Origin of the sequence: Arthrobacter sp. GMC3 (assembly GCF_002929305.1) — a bacterium.
Classification (GTDB): Bacteria; Actinomycetota; Actinomycetes; order Actinomycetales; family Micrococcaceae; genus Specibacter.
The window spans coordinates 20,367-39,747 of the sequence record NZ_PJIO01000001.1 but is presented as its reverse complement, the minus strand read 5'-3'; the positions used below and the strand labels follow the sequence as shown (position 1 = coordinate 39,747).

At 62.8% G+C, this 19,381-nt stretch carries 19 protein-coding genes and 2 riboswitches; of the genes, 10 read left to right on the top strand and 9 right to left on the bottom strand.

The genetic code is table 11. The features are described 5' to 3' along the window. The first annotated feature begins 25 nt into the window (after window positions 1-25). The 4 genes from CXQ94_RS00200 (at window position 26) to pabB (ending at window position 3,798) form a co-directional block, all read left to right on the top strand. A complete protein-coding gene (locus CXQ94_RS00200; protein ID WP_104086217.1) occupies window positions 26-646 on the top strand; it encodes a LysE family transporter in 621 nt (206 codons plus the stop codon). Window positions 647-750: 104 nt separating this feature from the next. Further along, window positions 751-1,071: a hypothetical protein gene (locus CXQ94_RS00195; protein WP_104086216.1), complete on the top strand. Its 321-nt coding sequence runs from the start codon at window positions 751-753 to the stop codon at window positions 1,069-1,071. Between the two features lie 74 nt (window positions 1,072-1,145). Beyond that, on the top strand, window positions 1,146-1,649 hold the full coding sequence (locus CXQ94_RS00190) for a low molecular weight protein-tyrosine-phosphatase (RefSeq protein WP_104086215.1): 504 nt from the start codon (window positions 1,146-1,148) through the stop codon (window positions 1,647-1,649). A 79-nt stretch (window positions 1,650-1,728) separates the two neighbouring features. Beyond that, window positions 1,729-3,798, top strand: coding sequence for an aminodeoxychorismate synthase component I (gene pabB, locus CXQ94_RS00185; RefSeq protein WP_258066603.1), 2,070 nt, complete (start codon window positions 1,729-1,731; stop codon window positions 3,796-3,798). Between the two features lie 34 nt (window positions 3,799-3,832). On the opposite strand, the gene cls is transcribed toward pabB, so the two are convergent. Then, window positions 3,833-5,308 carry a cardiolipin synthase gene (gene cls, locus CXQ94_RS00180; RefSeq protein ID WP_258066601.1) on the bottom strand — a complete coding sequence of 492 codons (1,476 nt, stop codon included), beginning with the start codon at window positions 5,306-5,308 and terminating at the stop codon, window positions 3,833-3,835. A 150-nt stretch (window positions 5,309-5,458) separates the two neighbouring features. Between cls and CXQ94_RS00175 the strand changes: the two genes are divergently transcribed. Further along, window positions 5,459-6,073, top strand: coding sequence for an HdeD family acid-resistance protein (locus tag CXQ94_RS00175; protein WP_104086213.1), 615 nt, complete (start codon window positions 5,459-5,461; stop codon window positions 6,071-6,073). A gap of 28 nt (window positions 6,074-6,101) precedes the next feature. Beyond that, window positions 6,102-7,019 carry an aminodeoxychorismate lyase gene (locus CXQ94_RS00170; RefSeq protein WP_104086212.1) on the top strand — a complete coding sequence of 306 codons (918 nt, stop codon included), beginning with the start codon at window positions 6,102-6,104 and terminating at the stop codon, window positions 7,017-7,019. A 17-nt stretch (window positions 7,020-7,036) separates the two neighbouring features. On the opposite strand, the gene CXQ94_RS00165 is transcribed toward CXQ94_RS00170, so the two are convergent. Both CXQ94_RS00165 and CXQ94_RS00160 read right to left on the bottom strand, forming a co-directional pair. Beyond that, window positions 7,037-9,550, bottom strand: coding sequence for a bifunctional lysylphosphatidylglycerol flippase/synthetase MprF (locus tag CXQ94_RS00165; protein WP_104086211.1), 2,514 nt, complete (start codon window positions 9,548-9,550; stop codon window positions 7,037-7,039). A 69-nt stretch (window positions 9,551-9,619) separates the two neighbouring features. Then, window positions 9,620-10,264 (bottom strand): Pr6Pr family membrane protein, encoded by a 645-nt coding sequence (locus CXQ94_RS00160; protein ID WP_104086210.1) that lies wholly within the window; start codon window positions 10,262-10,264, stop codon window positions 9,620-9,622. A 114-nt stretch (window positions 10,265-10,378) separates the two neighbouring features. Next, window positions 10,379-10,500, top strand: a riboswitch (SAM riboswitch). A gap of 90 nt (window positions 10,501-10,590) precedes the next feature. Between CXQ94_RS00160 and CXQ94_RS00155 the strand changes: the two genes are divergently transcribed. The 3 genes from CXQ94_RS00155 to CXQ94_RS00145 are packed head-to-tail and all read left to right on the top strand — an operon-like array spanning window position 10,591 to window position 12,508. Further along, complete coding sequence (locus tag CXQ94_RS00155) at window positions 10,591-10,851, top strand: DUF1737 domain-containing protein (RefSeq protein WP_104086209.1); 261 nt, start codon at window positions 10,591-10,593, stop codon at window positions 10,849-10,851. Continuing rightward, entirely contained in the window at window positions 10,848-11,240 is a 393-nt protein-coding gene (locus CXQ94_RS00150) for a rhodanese-like domain-containing protein (protein ID WP_104086208.1), read from the top strand. The genes CXQ94_RS00155 and CXQ94_RS00150 overlap by 4 nt, the downstream gene beginning before the upstream one ends. 56 nt (window positions 11,241-11,296) lie before the next feature. Further along, window positions 11,297-12,508, top strand: a complete 1,212-nt coding sequence (locus tag CXQ94_RS00145; RefSeq protein ID WP_104086207.1) for an O-succinylhomoserine sulfhydrylase — start codon at window positions 11,297-11,299, stop codon at window positions 12,506-12,508. On the opposite strand, the gene CXQ94_RS00140 is transcribed toward CXQ94_RS00145, so the two are convergent. The 6 genes from CXQ94_RS00140 to CXQ94_RS00115 all read right to left on the bottom strand — a co-directional run bounded on the left by CXQ94_RS00140 (window position 12,501) and on the right by CXQ94_RS00115 (window position 18,788). Continuing rightward, window positions 12,501-12,932, bottom strand: a complete 432-nt coding sequence (locus CXQ94_RS00140) for a hypothetical protein (protein WP_104086206.1) — start codon at window positions 12,930-12,932, stop codon at window positions 12,501-12,503. The genes CXQ94_RS00145 and CXQ94_RS00140 overlap by 8 nt on opposite strands. Before the next feature lie 80 nt (window positions 12,933-13,012). Continuing rightward, complete coding sequence (locus CXQ94_RS00135; RefSeq protein ID WP_104086205.1) at window positions 13,013-14,545, bottom strand: UDP-N-acetylglucosamine 1-carboxyvinyltransferase; 1,533 nt, start codon at window positions 14,543-14,545, stop codon at window positions 13,013-13,015. Window positions 14,546-14,735: 190 nt separating this feature from the next. Beyond that, on the bottom strand, window positions 14,736-15,689 hold the full coding sequence (locus CXQ94_RS00130) for an L-lactate dehydrogenase (RefSeq protein WP_104086204.1): 954 nt from the start codon (window positions 15,687-15,689) through the stop codon (window positions 14,736-14,738). 103 nt (window positions 15,690-15,792) lie between these two features. Then, window positions 15,793-16,590 (bottom strand): energy-coupling factor transporter transmembrane protein EcfT, encoded by a 798-nt coding sequence (locus CXQ94_RS00125; RefSeq protein WP_104086203.1) that lies wholly within the window; start codon window positions 16,588-16,590, stop codon window positions 15,793-15,795. Then, on the bottom strand, window positions 16,587-18,158 hold the full coding sequence (locus CXQ94_RS00120; RefSeq protein WP_258066507.1) for an ABC transporter ATP-binding protein: 1,572 nt from the start codon (window positions 18,156-18,158) through the stop codon (window positions 16,587-16,589). The genes CXQ94_RS00125 and CXQ94_RS00120 overlap by 4 nt, the downstream gene beginning before the upstream one ends. 3 nt (window positions 18,159-18,161) lie before the next feature. Further along, window positions 18,162-18,788, bottom strand: coding sequence for an ECF transporter S component (locus CXQ94_RS00115; protein WP_104086201.1), 627 nt, complete (start codon window positions 18,786-18,788; stop codon window positions 18,162-18,164). 49 nt (window positions 18,789-18,837) lie between these two features. Beyond that, a riboswitch (TPP riboswitch) is annotated at window positions 18,838-18,956 on the bottom strand. A 160-nt stretch (window positions 18,957-19,116) separates the two neighbouring features. Between CXQ94_RS00115 and CXQ94_RS00110 the strand changes: the two genes are divergently transcribed. Next, window positions 19,117-19,377: a DUF4235 domain-containing protein gene (locus CXQ94_RS00110; protein WP_104086200.1), complete on the top strand. Its 261-nt coding sequence runs from the start codon at window positions 19,117-19,119 to the stop codon at window positions 19,375-19,377. Window positions 19,378-19,381: the final 4 nt, after the last annotated feature.

Here is a 19,381-nt window from a genome sequence, read left to right as displayed (position 1 = left end):
TCTTCGCGCACCGTATGCTGGGCGAGTGGAATTCTCTTTGTGGCTGGCCCTTGCTGGCGCCGGCGCCATGATCAGCCTGACTCCCGGCGCGGGTGCCATCAACACGATGTCCAACGCGCTCACCTCCGGCTTCAAACGGTCCTTTTGGGGCATCTTGGGCCAGCAGGTGGCCCTGGTCATCCATGTGATCATCGTGGCCGCCGGTGTGGGCATCCTGGTCTCCAGTTCACCCTTCCTCTTTCACCTGATCCGCTATGTCGGTGCCGCATATCTTGTCTATTTGGGTATCCGGAAGCTGCTGGCCAAGGCCGAGAAGAACGACGACGGCGCGTCACCTGCCGCGGTGGAGTCCGGGTTCTCCATGTTCCGGCGCGGCTTGTGGGTGAACTTACTCAACCCCAAGGCGATTGTCTTCTTCCTCGCCTTCATGCCGCAGTTCATTCGGCCGAACCAGCCCCTGCTGCCGCAGTACGTGGTCCTTACGGCCACCGTGGTGGTCATCGACATCATCGTCATGTGGTTCATCTTCGCCGCTGGAGCCAAACAGCTCAAGCACCTGACTACCAGCGAGCGCGGGCAGCTGATTCTCAACAGAATCTTCGGCATCTTGTTCATCGGCGTGGGCATTTTGCTGGCGCTCGTCTAAACGGCGCTCGGCCGAGCCGCATGGGGACAGCACCCCATAGGCAGCCGCTGCCCGTCGTGATTGAGTGGGAGTAAGACACCAACAAGTAAGCACAAAGGACCTCCATGACTGAGCCGTCGAACCCCAGCCAAGAAATACCGCGCGAACCCTTTGCTTACATGAGCCAACCCGGCGGTTCGCGGGCAAAGATCCGCAGCCCTCTAGGCTTGATCCTCTTCGCGGTATTCCTCATGGCTAGCGGCGTGGCCATTTTCGCCATAGCTGTGGCCTCCTCCCCTACCCGGGGCGGCGGCGCCATTGCCGCGGGAATCATGATGCTACTGATGTTTGGTGGGCTCGGGGTCACGGCACTCGTGATGGGGATCAAGCGACTGCGGTGGAAAAACCAGTACGTGCACGTCACCGGCCACCAGCCGTGGACCTGAAACCACGGTCACTTAGGTCATCGGAGCCGTAGAGACGAGCCCTACCGTCCGTATCGCCTCGATAGACTGATCCAATGACCAATCCCTACCGGATCATCGCCGTCTGTACCGGCAACATCGCCCGCTCCCCCATGGCAGAGTTCATGCTGGCCAGCGCCGCAGAGGCTGCCGGCTTGGACGTGGTGATTGACTCGGCGGGAACCACCGCCTGGGAAGTCGGCAACCCGATGGATCCGCGCACACTGGACGTTTTGAACAGCCACGGCATTCACACCACAGCCCACGTGGCTCGCAAGTTCCAGACCGCCTGGTTCGCTGAACGGGATTTGATCCTGGCCTTGGACACGGACCACTTCGACGCCCTGAAGGCCATGGCCCCTTCCCCGGAGGCTGCCGCCAAGGTCCACATGCTGCGATCCTTTGATCCCGCCATGGCCGGGCAAAACCCCCAAACTCAGGGCATCTATGACCCCTGGTACGGCGACGAACACGACTTCCAAGCCAGTTGGGACATGATTTCTGCGGCGGTACCCGGGGTCCTGGCCTATGCAACCGCACACGGCACTGCCCGTGGCTGATCCCCTGTTCCTCCCACCGCTCGCAAGCTCGCCGCGGGACCCTCGAAACAGTGGGCCCAACCAGTCCCGCGCACGCCCGGTGATCATCGCCGTCGACGGCCGCTCGGGTGCCGGAAAAACCACCGTTGCCCTGGAACTGGCGGCCCTCTTACGTCGCCACCACACAGTTTCCCTGTTCCACCTTGAGGACATCTACCCGGGCTGGGACGGACTGGCGGACGGCGTGGAACGCTATGTCTCCACCGTTTTGGAGCCCTTGCGCCTCGGCCAGCCCGCCACCTGGACGGCATGGGATTGGGCGGCCAAGCACGACGGCGCCTCCCGCACCACCGCTGTGTCCGACGTCGTGCTGGTGGAAGGTGTTGGTGCCGCCCATTCCAGCGCGATGCCCTTGGTGGACGTGGTGATTTGGGTGGAGGCGCCCACGCCGCAGCGCAAGCGCCGGGCACTGGATCGCGACGGCGAAACCTACGCACCATTTTGGGACCGCTGGGCGGCTCAAGAGGAACTGCTTTTTGCTAGCGGTTCCGCCGCGGCGGCAGCGGACATCATGGTGGACGGTTCCGCCGGCGTGGCCTCGGCCCCCGTCCGCGTGCTCTCCGCGTTGACCGAGCTGCCGGCCATGGAATCGCTCATGGCCCCGGAACTGGCACGGCGCCGCGGGCTGGAATTCACCGCCGAACGAGTTGATTCCTACCCTTGCGGGCCCGCGCTCTTCGCCGCCCTCTACGGCAACTCACCCGACGCTGTGTGGCTGGACAGTTCCATCGCCGATTCCCAGGACGGGGAATCCATCACGTTCCCGGCCGGACGCTCCCGGTTTTCCATCATGGCCGACGCCGGGGGCTGGTTTGGTCGCATCGCCGAACATTCGGCCGGGCTGACCACGGTCCGGGCCGGCCACATCACCTCCCGCATTCGCGCCCCGTTCTTCCGATGGTTGGACACCGCTTGGGGGCGCAAGGCCGTCCGCGCCCCCGAACATTACCCGGGCGACTTCACCCTCGGCTGGCTGGGCTACCTGGGCTACGGCCTTAAGAGTGAAACCGGCGGCAGCCAGACACCCCCGGCCATGGCCGGGGAGAATGCCCCTAAGGCGGCGCCACCCACCGCGGCACTGCTATTCGCTGGGCGGGCTGTGGTGATTGACCACCAAGAAAAATGCTTGTTCCTGCTGACCCTGACCGAGGCCAACAACCCGCTCTCCCGTACCGAAGCCGCAGCGTGGACCCACGATGTGCACCAGAGACTTGCCCAGACGCTGAGCCAGAACGAACCGGCACTGCCCCCCGGACCCGATTTCACCCTGGCAGACACCGAGGCCCGCTACAAGGCCATGATTGCCGCCTCCCGCCACCAGATCCACGAAGGAAACTCCTACGAGGTCTGCCTGACAACACAGCTGATGGCGCAAACGGCGGCACCCGTTGATGCGTGGGACACCTACCGGGCTTTGCGCCGGCGCAGCCCGGCCCCCTTCGCCGCCTTCCTGCGCTTTGGCACGCTTAGCGTGTGCAGCACCTCGCCCGAGAGGTTCCTGCGGATCGATTCGGCCGGGCAGATGCGCGCCGAACCCATCAAGGGCACACGCCGCCGCGACCCCAACCCGGCCGTGGACGCTGCCCTGAAGGCCGATCTGGCATCTTCCCCCAAGGACCGGGCCGAGAACGTGATGATCGTTGACCTGCTGCGCAATGACCTCTCGCATTTCGCCTTGCCCGAGACACTGAGGGTCCCCCGCCTGTGCGTCATCGAAAGCTACGCGACAGTCCACCAACTGGTCAGCACCATCGAGGCTCAACTGGCCCCGGGAAGCTCGCGCGCCCAAGCACTGGCCGCCGCCTTCCCCGCCGGATCCATGACCGGCGCCCCTAAGATCAGCACCATGGCCATCATTGACGCCTTGGAGGCTGGTCCCCGCGGGATCTACTCCGGGGCCATCGGCTATTTTTCTCTCAACGCTGCCATGGACTTGTCGGTCACCATCCGCACCCTTGTCTTGAATGACGCGCCCGACGGCGGCACTCACCTTTCGCTGGGGGTGGGCGGTGCCATCACGGCCGACTCCGATGACGAGGCGGAGTGGCAGGAGATCCAGGCCAAGGCTTTCGGCGTACTTTCCACCCTGGGCTCGGGCTTCCCGGCCTGAACAAAGCCAGCATTCGAGGGCGCCGGAGCCGGTCTTACTGCAGGGTGGCCGTCAGGCGGGCCACGTTGTCAATGTAGCGGGCAAGGACCGGCCTGTTCACCCACTCGTCAAAGTGGAGTTCGCGTGAAACCTTGCGGTAGGCGTCTTCGACGTCACGCATATCCTTCACCACGTCCTTGTCGATCATCATCACCGACACCTCAAGGTTCAAGGAGAAGCTGCGCATGTCCATGTTGGAGGAGCCAATGATTGCCACATCCTCATCAACTGTGAAGTGCTTGGCGTGCAGCACCAGCGGCTTGGGGTACAGGAAGATCCGCACGCCAGCCCTGAGCAGGGCCTCATAGTAGGAGCGCTGGGCATGGTGCACCAGGAACTGATCGCCCTTTTCGGAAACAAACAATTCCACCCGGACCCCGCGTTGCGCCGCCGTCGTAATGGCGTAGAGCAGGGAGTCGTCGGGCACAAAGTACGGGCTGGAGATGGTGATACGTTCCTCCGCCGAATACAGCAGTGTGTTGAACAGGCGCAGGTTGTTTTCCGTGACGAAGCCCGGACCACTCGGCACCACCTGGCACAGTACCCCGTCGGTAAAGGAGTCCCAGTGATGGGTGGCCAGCTGGGATTCCAGGTTCTCCTCGGTCTCACTGGACCAGTCGGTGGCGAACATGACGTTGAGGGTGCCAACAATGGGACCCTCAAGCCGTGCCATCAGCTCAACCCATTCGCGCCCCACCTTGTGGTTGGCTTTCTTGCGGTAAGAGGGTTCAATGACATTTTGTGACCCCGTGTAGCCCACACGGCCATCAACCACCAGGATCTTGCGGTGGTTGCGCAGATCCGGCCGACGCCACTGGCCTTTCACGGGCAGTAGGGGCAGCATTCGCCGCCACTGGATATCGCTTGCCTTCAGCCGGTGAATCATCTTGCGGTAGCCGGGCACCCGCAGCGAACCGATATGGTCAAAAAGAACGCGAACCCGCACACCGCGGGCGGCTGCTTCTTCAAGCGCCCTGAACAAATTATCCGTGGATTCATCCGAGCTCATAATGTAAAACTCGGCATTGACATAGTGGGAAGCCGTACGAATCTCCGCAGCCATAGCGTCAAGGGATTGTTGGTAACCCTTGATCAATTCCACCGAATTTCCGCCCAGGGCCGGGAAGAAACCGAGATTTCTGTTCAATTGAATGGCCGAATTCACCCAGGCGGGGCCCTCGTAGGCATTGACCTGTGCAGCAATTTCCTGGGTGCCTTCCACAATCCGAAGATTGACAGCAGCCTGGGTCTCACGCCGTCGTCGTGAAAGCCGGAAGTTACCGAACATCAGGAACAAGGCCAAGCCAATATAGGGCAAGAAGAAAATACACAGTAGCCAGGCCATGGCCGTGGTGGGGCGACGGTTGCCTGGTATAACGCCGAGAACCACAATGCGGATGACCAGATCAATCAGGGCCACCACCACCGACAACCAGACACTTGAGGTGGGCACACTAAACACGGTCCAGATCAAGCGGTCCTCCTTGGCATGCGGCTGTTGACTTTAGCCTACCGTCCCCCTCGAAAAGCCACCCCACGCAACATTGGTCAGGGAATTGAGGCGGCCACCGGCTAGTGTTTAGAGCAATCGCATTTATGCACCACTTTTAGGAGAGAAACCATGAGCTCACCGCAGTCCCCCACTTTTACCCTCGACGAATTCGCCCTTGACCCGGCAAAGCTGGCCAAGTCAGCCATCAAGGGTATTCGCTTAGCCTTTGGCATCAGCGGTGCCGTTGCCCTGATTTTGGGTGTTGTTTTGCTTTTCTGGCCCACCAAAACCCTGGCCGTTGTAGCCATCTTCCTTGGCATCAATTTCCTTATCACCGGCGCCATCAAAGTGGCTTTGGGAATTTTCACGTACGGATTGTCCGCAGGAATGCGAATTCTGGACATCCTCTTCGGCCTGATCTTGCTGGTAGCGGGCATCGTTGCCATTAAGAACTCCGCGGCCACGGGTGAAGTTTTGCTCATCTTCACGGTCATCATCATTGGCATTGGTTGGATTATTGAAGGCATCTTGGCCATCGTCGAGTCGGGCAAGACCGCCTCACGCACCTGGGCCGTCGTCTTCGGCGGCCTGAGCATTGTGGCCGGCATTGTTGTGCTGGTTGTCCCCACCTGGTCTGCCTTGTGGCTGCTGCTCATCACCGGCATCTCCCTGGTCATCCTGGGTGTCCTGGGCATTGTCCGCGCCATCACCTTTGGCCGCGGCGTCCTCTCGAACCTGAGCTGAACCAACCACAGGCATTAAGCTTTCACGTATGACTGTTTTGGTGTTTCTAGACCCCGCTTTCCCCGCCGGACGCCTCGTTGACGCCGGCACGCCCGCCCTCCTGGCCACCGACCAGGGCGTGACCCGCGGCGACGGCATCTTCGAATCGCTGCTGGCCGTGAACGGCGAGCCGCGCAAGGTTGCAGCCCACCTTGCGCGGCTGGCGGACTCCGCTGACACCATGGATCTGCTGATCCCGGAGGATGGGACCTGGCTGGCAGCCATGACGACGGCGGTCACTGCTTTCCTCGCCGCCGAACCTCCCGCCGCGGACGAGTTTGGCAACACCAACGTGGTGCTGAAACTCATTGTCACCCGTGGCCCGGAGGGCTCGAACAAGCCCACCGCCTGGGTCCAGGCCACCGGACTTTCCCCCGCCCTGGCCGAACAGCGCGCCAACGGCCTTGAGGTGATCCTCCTTGACCGTGGCTACGACACCACTGTTTCCCAGCGCGCCCCCTGGCTCCTGCTGGGCGCCAAGACACTCTCCTACGCCGTAAACATGGCAGCCCTGCGTCACGCCCAGAAGCAGGGCGCCGACGACGTGATCTTCACCAGTAGTGACGGAAAAGTGTTGGAGGGCCCGACGTCGTCGGTCCTGCTGGCGCATATCACCGACGACGACGGAGCCCCCGTCAAGCGCCTCATCACACCCAACCTGGACAGCGGTATTTTGCCCGGCACCACCCAGGGTGCGTTGTTCGCCGCCGCAAGTGAGGCTGGATGGGAACTGGGCTACGGCCCGGTGGAGCCGGCGGACCTCCTGGACGCCGACGCCGTGTGGCTGATCTCCAGCCTGCGGCTACTAGCCCCAGTCAATCGGATCGACGGGCAGGAAATCGGCACCGCAGAGACTCGGGCACGCTTGAGTGCTGAGCTGGGCGCGCTCCTGGCCACCACCTTGTAGGCAGTCGCCCGGACCTGTCACTGGGTAGGGGCCTTGGCCGTCATTTGTCGCAGGAATCGGCCACTGTCACGCGCCGAAAGCTCCGGCAGATACGCGGCCGTGATGGCAAGGCCAATGGCCGGTAGGGCCAGCGGATCGTTGTAAAACAAGAAAAGTGTCTGGTGAACAGGCTGGAATCTGGATTTGAAGGCAGCCAGAGACCGGAACCCGTACATGGGTTCAAGTGCGTTGCCCAACATCACCAGCACCTTCTCAATGGCCGAGGGCTCCTGATCCGTGCCGGCGTCGCCCGTGGATGCCAGCGGCGAACCAGAGAGCGAAATGACTGACACTTCCTCCTTGAAGTGCGTCACGGCACTGGCAATCAGGAATTCCATGACCCCCTTGAACCCGTTGGAACGCCTCCTCATGAAATCCAAGGTCCAGCTGGTGACCTTTCGTTCTGTATGAACCGGCAGCCAACTGGTGACGCCGTGGACTAGCCCATCCCCGTCCACGGCCACGCAACACAAGACGGCCGGATCCTTGAGCTCGTTCAGACCACCAAGGGTGAATCCCATCTCCGGCAGTGACTTCTCGGACACCCACTCTTCGGAAATTTCGGCAAGCTGGGCGCGGATACCGGGCGGCATGGCCGAATAGCTGTACCACTGGTCCTTGATACCCAGTTTGTCGGCCCGGTTGAGCGCCGTCCGAACGTTTTGCCATTCCTTACCCTTGAACGTCATGGACTCTAGGGGCAGCAGCGTCTCCTCGGCCACGTCCAAGCGTTCAAAGGACAAGCCCTCCAATGACTCGCCCACGGCGGCTGTGGCCGAATAGAAGCACGGGATCAGTCCTTCTTCCGTGCAGTGGGCGACAAAGTCCCGGCCTGCTTGGGCTTGTCCGTCGGCGGCGCCAAAAGGACCGGCCAGCGTCAACGCGACCCCGTTGTGAACTTGATAGGCAACAGCATTGCGCCCGCCCTCGCTCAACCAGTAGACATTGTTCGCCCAAAGAGACATCCACGACAAGGACCCGCCGCCGTCTTGGAGAAGGTCACGGATTCGACCCTGCTCCTGCTTCGCATTGCTCGAATTGACCGTGTAAGCCCGCAGATCCCTCAGTGCCAGCGCACCGAAGGACAGCCAGAGCACGGCACCACCAAATCCGTAGACGATGGTTGTCACCAGGCCCTGCGGCAGCACAATGACAATCGGCAGCGGGAACGGTATGAGGATGTGAGTCAGTTGGGCCAGGAGGTCGCCAATGTTGGACCGCCCAAGATTGCCCTCAACAAACCACATGAGCGAGTACAACAAGATCAGGGCCACTGCAATAGTCAGGGTCCTGCGCACCAGTTTCCCGGCCGCCGAAGCACTCGACTCCACCGGAAACTTCCCCCGGTGCAAGAACAGCACAAGTGCAATCGCCGCAGGTACCAGTCCCGCTGGGAAGATGTAGACGGCGAGGAAACCCCAGTCCAAGTCCCCCGTGGCAAGATCCGGCGACGTCAGGAATACCACGATGGAAACCAGCACAACCACGGCAATAAGTGCGTTGATGACCAGGGCGGTCCACAGCGCCAGACGTCGCCCCCGCCGCAGTCCCTCCGAACACACCAGCAACAAGAGCACCGGAACCAAAGACAGCAACACACCGCCGACGCTGCTGACGCCCACTATGGACTGCAGCTTCATACACGCGGTGTCCCCGTTGCATAGCTCCTGAAGTTCATCCGCGTTCGGGCCCACCTGGAGCATGAGGGACGAGGCTGTGGATAACGGTCCCATGGCAAAAGTGGCTGTCACCTGGGCCAGCAGTGGTCCGACGGCGAACACCCCAACAATGGTCGCCAGCAGGAACCGGGCCTCCCGCAGGGATGGCGGGGGAAACAACTTCACGCTCTCCTGGCGTCGGCCAGTGCCCAGCAAACGCCCGATCAGGATGCCAAATACCGCTCCGATCAGAAGCTGCAGTGTCTGGGCCACCCCGACATACAGGGCAAACATCAAGGAAAACGCCAGAAGCCAGGTGCGCAAGCGATGTCGCCATAGATTGTTCAGGGAGGCTGTGGCCGCTCCAAGGGCCGCCGCAGCGCCGCCGTAGGCCCCCACCACGTAGTCGCCGCCAAGGTAGCTGAGCCAGCTGTCGTTTCCTGCGGTCCCGGCAGCCACCAGGACAAGTAGGCCCACGGAACTGACAACGCTGCCGATCAAGAACATGCTCACAGCACGGAGCGAACCAACAATGCGTTCGGCAATGCCCATACCCAGCGCAATAGTCAGCAACGCAAGCAGGCAGTCCGGCCACGACGTGGCAAAGAAGGCGCTGACCAACAGGGTCCACCAGGATTCGGCCACGTTGCTAAGGTCGATCCCCACCAACGCGAGGGTCTCCTCGGATGGACCAGTACTCAATCCGCCGATGGCGGCTGTGGCGGCGAGGACGACGAGCATCAGCGCCGCCGTCGCCGGAGACCTCCGCACGGCAGAAATCAGGCCGCCCCACAGCTGTTTGGCTAGGCTGACGTCCGCCGACTGGGTGCTCATGGTTTTCCTCGTGTTAGTTTGCTCAAGCGGCGACGTCGGCCAATCGTCTGGTGGTGCCGGGGCAAACAGCTAGGCGGCGACGTGGGCCGGTTGGACCGGCGGGACCAGAGGGCGCAGCTTGTTGCCGAGCACAATCAGCACCGTGCTGGTGACAATGAACGCCACGGCAATGAGCACGCAGGTCACAGCCACCGCACCATAACCACCGTTGGCCGGGTTCAGGAACGGATAGGCGTACCAGTCAATGGCGGCGCCCCGGATCAGCGAGTACGCAAGATAGACCAGGGGAAAGATCACGGCGATGCCGAGCTTGCTCAAGGGAATCCGCAGGCGAGGCGACTGCACCAGCCAGTCCGCCACGACGGCGATGGGCATAATGTAGTGCATCCAGGTGTTGACCCACGGCAGCAAGGACCCCAGGTCCACGTTGCGCAGCAGGGCGCTGAACACTATGCCGACCAGGGCCATGCACACCACGGAGACGCAGCGCAGGACCTGCCACAACGGGCCCAATTCCTTCCCGCGCCAGATCAGCACAGCCTCCACCATCAGCACCACGGCGGCCAGCAAGTTGCCCAGATTGGTGAAATAGCTGAAGAAGTTCACCACGGGGAAACCGTTGCCGACGTGAATGCTTAGCTGGGTGCCCATGGCGATCAAGGTCACGGCACCGAGGATGAACCTGATCGCCGCGAGGATTCGTCGTGTAGTCATGGCAATATCCTGCCATCCCGGCACCATTTATGGTGACCATAACGCCGTCATGTTCGGCAATACTTCTCGTCACGATTCATCAGCCACCCACAGGGGTGTGTTAGTTTCAAAGGGAGTAATGAGTGCCAGTTTTAAGCCCTGACTTGCTGGCCGGCAACCCTCTTTTGCGGTGGGGTGCCTCAGGTGACTACTCGGCAAACCCAGTTACCCACGGCTGTGGCTTGCAAGCGCGAATACCCTGCCTTGGCTGCACAACTCTCACTGTGGAAGCCCCGTAGGTGGATGTCCCGTTTGCAGGCGACGCCAATTGCACTCAAGGAGTCCATGTGTCCGCCGAAGATACCCCACTCACCTACCGCCTGATTACCGGCCCAGACGACCGTTCCTTTTGTGAGCGCATCTCCGCGGCCCTGGACGATGGATACATCTTGCACGGCGGACCGGCCGTGACGTTCAATGGCACCACGGTGATTGCCGCCCAGGCCGTCATACTGCCCCATGCCGTGGCCCATGCCGACTCCGCCATTGCGGACGCCGTCCTTGACCTCGAAGAGGACGAAGAGTTCGACGGCGAGGGAATCGCATGAGCTACGCCGGAGACTTGGCCCCCGCAGCCGCCTGGGACAAGCTTTCCCAGGGTGCCGTCCTGGTGGACGTGCGTACCGAGGGCGAATGGGCCCACATTGGCGTCCCCGACATTTCCGCGCTGGGCGCGGCGCCGGTATTCATCCAGTGGAACCTGGCCGACGGTTCCCACAACGCTGGCTTTGCCGCTGAGCTGGCAGCCGCCGTCCCGACCGAAAAGTCGCTGGTGATCCTGTGCCGTTCCGGGGCACGTTCCGTTGCCGCCGCGCAGGCCGCCACGGCCGCCGGCTACACGGCGTTCAACGTCCTGGAAGGCTTTGAGGGCGAGCCGGACGGCTTTGGTGAGCGGACCGTCAATGGGTGGAAGAACCGTCAGCTGCCCTGGAAGTAGACCTTTCCCGTACCTAAACACCGCATCATCTGTGAACGCTAAGGAAACACGCGAACGTGAGCAATTTTAATGAGCATGCCCCCACCTGGGCCGAAGACACCCAGGCAGTCCGGGGCGGGCTGGACCGCAGTAATTTCCAGGAAACCTCCGAGGCCATCTTCCTCAATTCCGGTTTCGTCTACGAATCCGCCGAGGCCGCCGAACAGGCGTTCACCGGCGAGGTAGACCGTTTTGTGTACTCCCGCTACGGCAACCCGTCGGTGGCCACGTTCCAAGAACGCCTGCGCCTGCTCGAGGGCAAGGAGGCGTGCTTTGCGACGGCGTCCGGGATGTCTGCGGTGTTCACCGCCCTGGGTGCGTTGCTGGCGGCCGGGGACCGGGTGGTTGCCTCCCGTTCGCTTTTTGGTTCCTGTTTTGTGATCCTCAACGAGCTGCTGCCCCGCTGGGGTGTGGAAACCGTGTTTGTGGACGGCTACGACCTTGAGCAGTGGCGTGAGGCCCTGTCCGTGCCGACCACCGCGGTGTTCTTCGAATCGCCGTCGAACCCCATGCAGGAGATTGTGGACGTGCAGGCCGTGTGCGATCTGGCCCATGCGGCCGGCGCCAAGGTGGTGGCCGACAACGTGTTCGCCACTCCCCTGTTGCAGCGGTGCGGCGACTTTGGTGCGGACATCATTGTCTACTCCGGCACCAAGCACATTGACGGCCAGGGCCGGGTGCTGGGCGGGGCCATTCTGGGCACCAAGGAGTTTATCGACGGTCCGGTCAAGAATTTGATGCGGCACACCGGGCCGGCATTGTCGGCGTTCAACGCCTGGGTGCTAACCAAGGGCTTGGAAACCATGAACTTGCGCGTCACTCATTCGTGCAACAACGCGCTGGCCCTGGGCGAGTTCCTCGAATCCCAGCCGCAGATCAAACGCGTTCTGTACCCGCACCTGCCCTCGCACCCGCAATATGAGCTGGCCAAGAAGCAGATGAAGGCTGGCGGCACGGTGCTGACCTTTGAACTAGCCGAACCCGCCACGGGTACCACCAAGGACGCCGCGTTTGCGTTGCTCAATGCCCTGCAAATCATTGATATCTCGAACAATTTGGGCGACGCCAAATCCCTGATCACCCATCCGGCCACCACCACGCACCGTGCCATGGGCGCCGAAGGCCGGGCCGCCATCGGCCTCAGCGACGGCTTCCTGCGACTTTCGGTTGGCCTGGAAGACGTGGTGGACTTGAAAACCGACTTGGCGCGGGCGCTGGCCGCTATTTAGCAACCTTGCGCGCCAGCCCCTCCACCCATGCAGAGAAACTCTTCACATCAACACCGGAGAGTACTGCCAGAGGAGGGTCAGTCATCGGAGCCAAGAGCAGCACCAGGGAGTCATCCGGGAGCTTGCTAGTCCAGGGGTAGAAGTCCGTCCCTTTCCAGACGCTTCCCGTCCGGACAAAGAATGCCATTTTCGCGACGTCCCAGGAATCGGCGATGTCAGTGCGCCCGGTGACGAGGGCAAGCAGCTCGGCAGGGTGCAGATTGAACTGTGCGCCGGCTGCCGTGAGTTGCACGCGGCGAACCATGCGGGATCCGGACTTCTTCCAGAGAACATCCACTTCCTCGGCCCTCAGCACTGGGTTGATCCAGGGTGAGGACAGGATCGGTGTGGGGGCTGCGGAATCACGTTTGAACCAGGAGAACATTCGCCCGATCTTACCGGACCAGGTGAAAGGGCCGGCCACCTCATCGATAAGGTGACCGGCCGCCGTCGTGCTTAAGGACTCTAGTCCTGGAAGTACTCGATCTCTGCGCCAATGGTGTTCAGACGCTCAGCCAGGTCCTCATAGCCGCGCTCAATGACGTAGATGTTGCGCAGTTCGCTGGTGCCCTTGGCTGCGAGCATGGCCAGCAGGATGCAAGCTGCCGGCCGTAGTGCTGGCGGGCAACCAATCTCGGCCGCACGCCATGCCGTGGGGCCCTTGATGTCGATGCGGTGCGGGTCCAGCAGTCGGACGCCGGCACCGAGCCGGTTCAGCTCCGTCAGGTAGATGGCGCGGCCCTCGTAGACCCAGTCGTGGATCAGTGTGGTGCCCTCGGCGCAGGAGGCGATCACGGCGAAGAAGGGCAGGTTGTCTATGTTCAGGCCGGGGAACGGCATGGGGTGGATCTTATCCGGTGCCGCGCGCAGCTCGGAGGGCAGCGTGGTGATGTCCACCAGGCGGGTTTTGCCGTTGCGGGCCACATATTCGGCGCTCTTGAGGTAGCGGAACCCCATCTGCTCGAGCACCTTGAGCTCGATCTCCATGAACTCGATGGGAACGCGCTTGATGGTCACTTCGGACTTGGTCACAATGCCGGCGGTCATCAGGCTCATGGCCTCGATGGGATCCTCCGAGGGGAAGTATTCGATGTCCACATCGATCCGGGCCTTGCCGCGAATGGTGAGCGTGGTGGATCCAACGCCCTCCACCTCCACGCCGAGGCCCTGAAGGTAGAAGCAGAGATCCTGAACCATGTAGTTGGGACTGGCGTTGCGGATGATGGTGGTGCCAGCACGGTGCGCGGCCGCCATGATGGCGTTCTCCGTCACGGTGTCCCCCCGCTCGGTCAGCACAAAGGTCCTGTCGGTGGCGTCACTGACGGGGGCCTGCACCTGATAGAAACCGTTGTGCGCGGTGACGTCAAGACCAAACTCACGCAGTGCCTGCATGTGCGGTTCCACGGTACGGGTGCCGAGATCACAACCACCAGCGTAGGGAATCCTGTAGACGTCCTGCTCGTCCAGAAGAGGGCCCAGCAACATGATGACACTGCGGGTTCGCTTGGCCGCGTCGATGTCCATGGATCCGAGGTTCAGCACGGCGGGGCGGCGGATCTGGAGGTCGTTGGCGTTGAGCCACTTGCACTCCACCCCGATGCTTGTCAGCAGCTCCACAATCCGGTTGACCTCTTCGATGCGGGCCAGCCGGCGCAGCGTGGTGGTGCCGCGGTTGATCAGGCTGGCGCACAGCAGGGCGACGCCGGCATTCTTGCTGGAGTTGACCTCCACACTGCCGGAAAGTTCGCGTCCGCCGTGGACCCGCAGGTGGGTGACGGTGTTTTTGGGCGAGTTGCCCACGTTGACAATGTTGGTGCCCAGCAGGGATTCCATGCGCTGGATCATCTTCAGGCTCAGGTTCTGTTTGCCCTGCTCCATGCGGGCTACGGCACTTTGACTGGTGCCCAGCTGCGCCGCCAACTCCAATTGCGTCCACCCTCGATCGTTCCGAGCGTCACGCACTAATACACCAACAGTTTCTGCAGCCACCTGAGTCATAACAACTTTTATATCATGAGAAGCATATTTAGTTGGACTTTAGTGACTAAGCTAGCCAAATAGACAGTATTGTCATCAAATTAACCATTACGTGCGATAAATTCGCCATGGCTATTCGTGCTTTTACTTGCCTTAACGCTACCCCCTCTGCGCCAGCCCCTTAGCCAGGCCGCCCCGGAGTCGATACTGGCTAGGAGAACAAGGCGATTGAGGCGGCCAGCGTCTCCGCGGAGTGCTGTAGCTGCTCGGTTTCGCGGGCGTCCATGGGAGTGTCCAGGATGCGCTGTACCCCACCTGCCCCGACGATCGATGGCACGCTCAGAGCCACACCATCAATACCGTGGTACCCGTGCAGAACACTGGAGACAGGCAGGATGCTCCGCTCGTCCTGCAAGACGGCTTCCACGATGCGTGCTCCGGAGAGGCCGATCGCATAGTTTGTTGCCCCCTTACCGGCAATGACCTTATAGGCGGCGTTGACCACGTCGTGGGTCAGAGTTTCAAGGCGTTCGCGAGGAAAGATCAGGCTTCCCGAAGAATCGGTCCATTCACGCAGCGGAGTCTGCCCGATCGTGGCGGCGGACCACAGCGGAAACTCCGTATCGCCGTGCTCGCCCACAATCTGCGCGTGCACACTTTGCGGCGCCACCCCGGCGGCCTCCGCCACGAGCCAGCGCAACCGGGACGAGTCAAGCACCGTGCCAGAGCTGAAGATACGGCCATGCGGCAGATTGGTCATGCGTTCTGCCACCGCCGTGAGCACATCGCAGGGGTTCGTCACCAGGATGAAGACCGCATTGGGGGCCAGGTCCACCAACACCGGCAGCATTTTCTCCAGGATGCCCACATTGACGCCCGCCAGCTCCAGCCGGGTCTGACCCGGTTCTTGCTTGGCACCTGCGGTGATCACCACGACGTCGGAATCAGCCACTAACCCGATGTCGCTGCCGCCGGTGATACTTGAGGCCCCAACGAACGGCGTGCCGTGGGCCAGGTCAAGCACTTCCGCCTCGACCTTGGCCGTGGCGATGTCATACAGCACAACTTCCCGGGCGGAGCCGCGAATGAGTGCCGCATAGGCCAGCGAGGTGCCAACGCTTCCGGCGCCGACAATGGTGAGCTTGGTGTTGCGGGCGATCGTCATGATCCCAGTATCCAGCCTCCCCCACCCTCGCTGGGACTATTTCCGCATATGTCGCCGTGCCCGCCCTGTCCTGCCGCGACGGGGCGGGCCAGCTATGCGGCTCCTAACCAAACACAGGATTCCAACTGCCCAGCACGACGGCGGCGCTCACCGACACTGCGGCGATCACCAATCCGCCGGCCAGCACCGCTAGGTCCTGTCCCGAATAGCGTGATTCCCTGGCCCAGGTGCGTGGACCGGCGCCGAATCCTTTCGCTTCCATGGTGACGGCCAGCCGGGAGGCGCGGCGGATGGCCTGAACAAGCAATGCCATGGCCTGCCCCGCACCGGCCTTGACGCCGCTGAACAGGCCCGGCTCACCGCCCACACCGCGGGCCCGCCGCGCCATGCCCAGGGTTTGCCACTCCGCCACAAGCAGTCCCACCAGCCGCATGGCGGCCAGGGCTCCCAGTACGAATCTGTGCGGCAGCCGCAGCTTTTGCGCCAGGGCATCGGCAAGGTCCGTGGGGTCGGTGCTGGCCAGGACAATAATTCCCGGCAGCGCAATTGCCAGGCCACGCAGGGCGATGGCCGCCCCGGCCTCCACCGACCCACTGGTAAAGCTCACCGGTCCCATGACCAGCAGAAGCTCGCCGGTCTTGGGCGCCAGCAGAGCCGTCCCGTACCCGCCCACGGCCGCTGCGATGAGGATGGGCCAGCCCCGGCGCAGCAAAGCGCCGGCGCTCAACCCCGCGAGCGGTAGCAACAATACTTCCAACGCCAGCGCCACGGTGGCGGAGACCCAATCCACACTCAGGAGCAAAACGATGGTGATCACCATTCCGGCACCAAGTTTGGCCAGCGGATTGGCACCGGCCAGCCAGGCCGTGGATCGGGGTGCCGCCAGCACATCCACGCTCATCGCAGCACCGCCTTGCTTTGGGCCGCGCCACCGGCACCACATTCGGTCTCCGCTTGGGGTCCCAGCACCAACGTTTCCCCGCCCAAGATCTGGGTAAAGAGGGCGTCGTGCGTCACGGAGAGGACGGCGGTTCCGGCGTCCAGCAACTCTGTCAGCAACGACGCCAGTTCCGCCCAGGTATTGGCATCCTGACCAAACGTTGGTTCGTCCAGAATCAGAATCTGCGGGCTCGCCGCTAGCACAGTGGCCACGGAAAGGCGCCGCTTCTCCCCGCCGGAGAGTGTAAACGGGTTGGCGTCGGCCAGGTGTTCCAGCCGCAGCCGGGATAAGAGCTCATCCACCTTTTCACCCCCCTGGCCCAGCAGGCGCGGGGCAAACCGCAACTCGTCCCGGACACTTCCGGTGACAAATTGATGCTCCGGCTCCTGAAAGACCGTGCCGATCCTGCTGATGAGGTCGCGGCCGCGCCATTTCAGTGGAGAGCTTCCTGCCCCGCGGGCAAGGGCGTCCGTGGCCAGCAGACTTCCGCTTGCCGGCGGCAATAGCCCCGCCAGGGTCAGTGCCAGGGTGGACTTTCCTACCCCGTTGGGCCCCGTCACGCTCAAGGCTTGTCCCGCGGAGAGGTACAAGGAGGGTACGACGGCGGCCGGCACGGCCGGGTGACGGCGCCGGTTTTTGCTCCGCGAGACACCCAGATCTGCCGCCTGAAGCAACAGACCGGCGCCGTTCTGCCGGTCCCCCGACTTGCGTGGGGTACGTTGGCGAACGGCCGGCACATGCCCGGGAACCCACACGCCGGCGGAGGCCAGCAGTTGCGCGCCCTGCGCCAGCACGGTGGCGGGCGGCCCGTCGAGCAGAACGCCCCCGGGTTCCCCCGCCGCACTGGGTGCCAGCACCACAATCCTGTCCACCACATCGAGCCACACCGAGACCCGGTGTTCCACCACTACAAGCGTGGCGCCGGTTTCATCGAGGCTGCGGCGGACGGCGTCGCGCACATCCATCACCCCTGCGGGGTCCAAGTTGGCGGTGGGCTCATCCAATAGCAACAGGCCCGGCCGCATGGCCAGCATGCCGGCCAGGCCAAGGCGCTGCTTTTGTCCGCCCGAAAGCGCCGACGTCGGATGGTCCAATGGCAGCGCCAAACCCACGGCATCCAAGGCGGCAGGGACCCGCCGCCAGATTTCATCCCTGGGCACGGAGAGGTTTTCCGCACCAAAGGCGACGTCATCGCCCACCCGGGACAGCACCACCTGCGCGTCCGGATCCTGTTGCATGAGCCCGGTCCGGCCGCGGGCGGCGGCCACCGGCTCCCCGTCGATGAGCAGGGAGCCGAACTCGTCGGCGTCTTCATCGGCACCCAAGACGCCGGCAAGGGCGTGCAGGAGCGTCGATTTTCCGGCGCCCGAGGGGCCCAGCAAAAGCACCCGTTCACCGGGCGCTATCTCCAAATCAAGGTCGTGAACTGCCTTGGTGGCACGGCCGGAATGCTGCCACCCCCACCCCTTGGCGCTGATCCGGGCCGGGGCAACGCCCCGGTCCGACACATCGTTTCCGTGAACAGCCACGGGCTAGAGCACCGGCTCGGCGGCTGCCCCACGTGAGGGCAGATTGGCCAACGCCCCGGTTTTGGCCAGGCCGCGGACGGCAAGCCAGGACAGGAGCCCGGCAATGATGGCACCGGACACGGCGGCCAGCACCACGTAGACGGCCTTCCACTCAAACGCCCAGGCCACGTTGTAGACAAGGCTGTCGTTCAGGCCCATGGCCACGCCGGACAGAGCGCCGGCAAACAGGGCCACCGGCAGCGTGAACTTGCGGTAACGGAACAGCGCAAAGATCGCCTCCGCACCGAGCCCCTGGACCAGGCCTGAGAGCAGCACTGTGAAACCAAAGTGGGTGCCCAGCAGACCCTCCACGGTGGCTGCCACCAGCTCGCAATACAGCGCGGCTCCGGGTTTGCGGATCACCAGGGCACCCAGCACGCCGGCGATAAGCCAGCCGCCGCCGTACAGTGCGCCGATGGGCGGAAAGGCGATGGTGAAGGCGCTGATGAGGCCGTAGCCGGCTGACCAGAGCCAAAAGATGACACCCACGGCAACGGCCAGAACTGAGGCCACCACAATGTCCACCACGCGCCAGGTGCTTTTGGGGGCTGCTTTGGGGTTTGCGGGATTGCCCGCCACTGACTTACTCATTGAGGTTCCTCCTTTTCAGGAGGGGCGGCTGCCTCGGTATTTCCGCGCAGCCGAAGAGAACTCGACTCCCTTCGCCGGTACTAACCGGAGCAGGTTCGAGGGTCTGCGGCGAACCGCACTCTCAGCGCCGGTACCCATTAGCGGGTAGACGCTCCCCTGTCGTGTTGAAATGCTCTCACCAGCTTACGCGCATGGTTGGCTGTTGTGGCCCCTTGCGACGCTGCACCGTGAAAGGGGTGACCCGGCTAAGCCTCCGGCACACGCTAGGCTAGCTTCAACAGCGAACGGCCGGGTGGAATCCTCCCGCCCATGGTTCAAGGAGACTTGCATGAACATCGTATTCAAACTGCTAAGCACCGGCATCAGCCTGGGCGCGGGATTCGCGGCAAGCAAGATCGTTGACACCGTGTGGGAAAAGAGCACCGGCAACAAGCCGCCCAAGGATGGCGCCGACTTGGAAAACAGCCTCCGCTCAGCGCTGACGTTTGCCCTGGTGTCCTCCGCGGTGGCAGCCATCATTCAGGTGATTGCCGGGCGCACCACGCAAAAGGCCATCGCCCGTTTCAACAGCCACCCCGAAGAGGTCTAGGGCG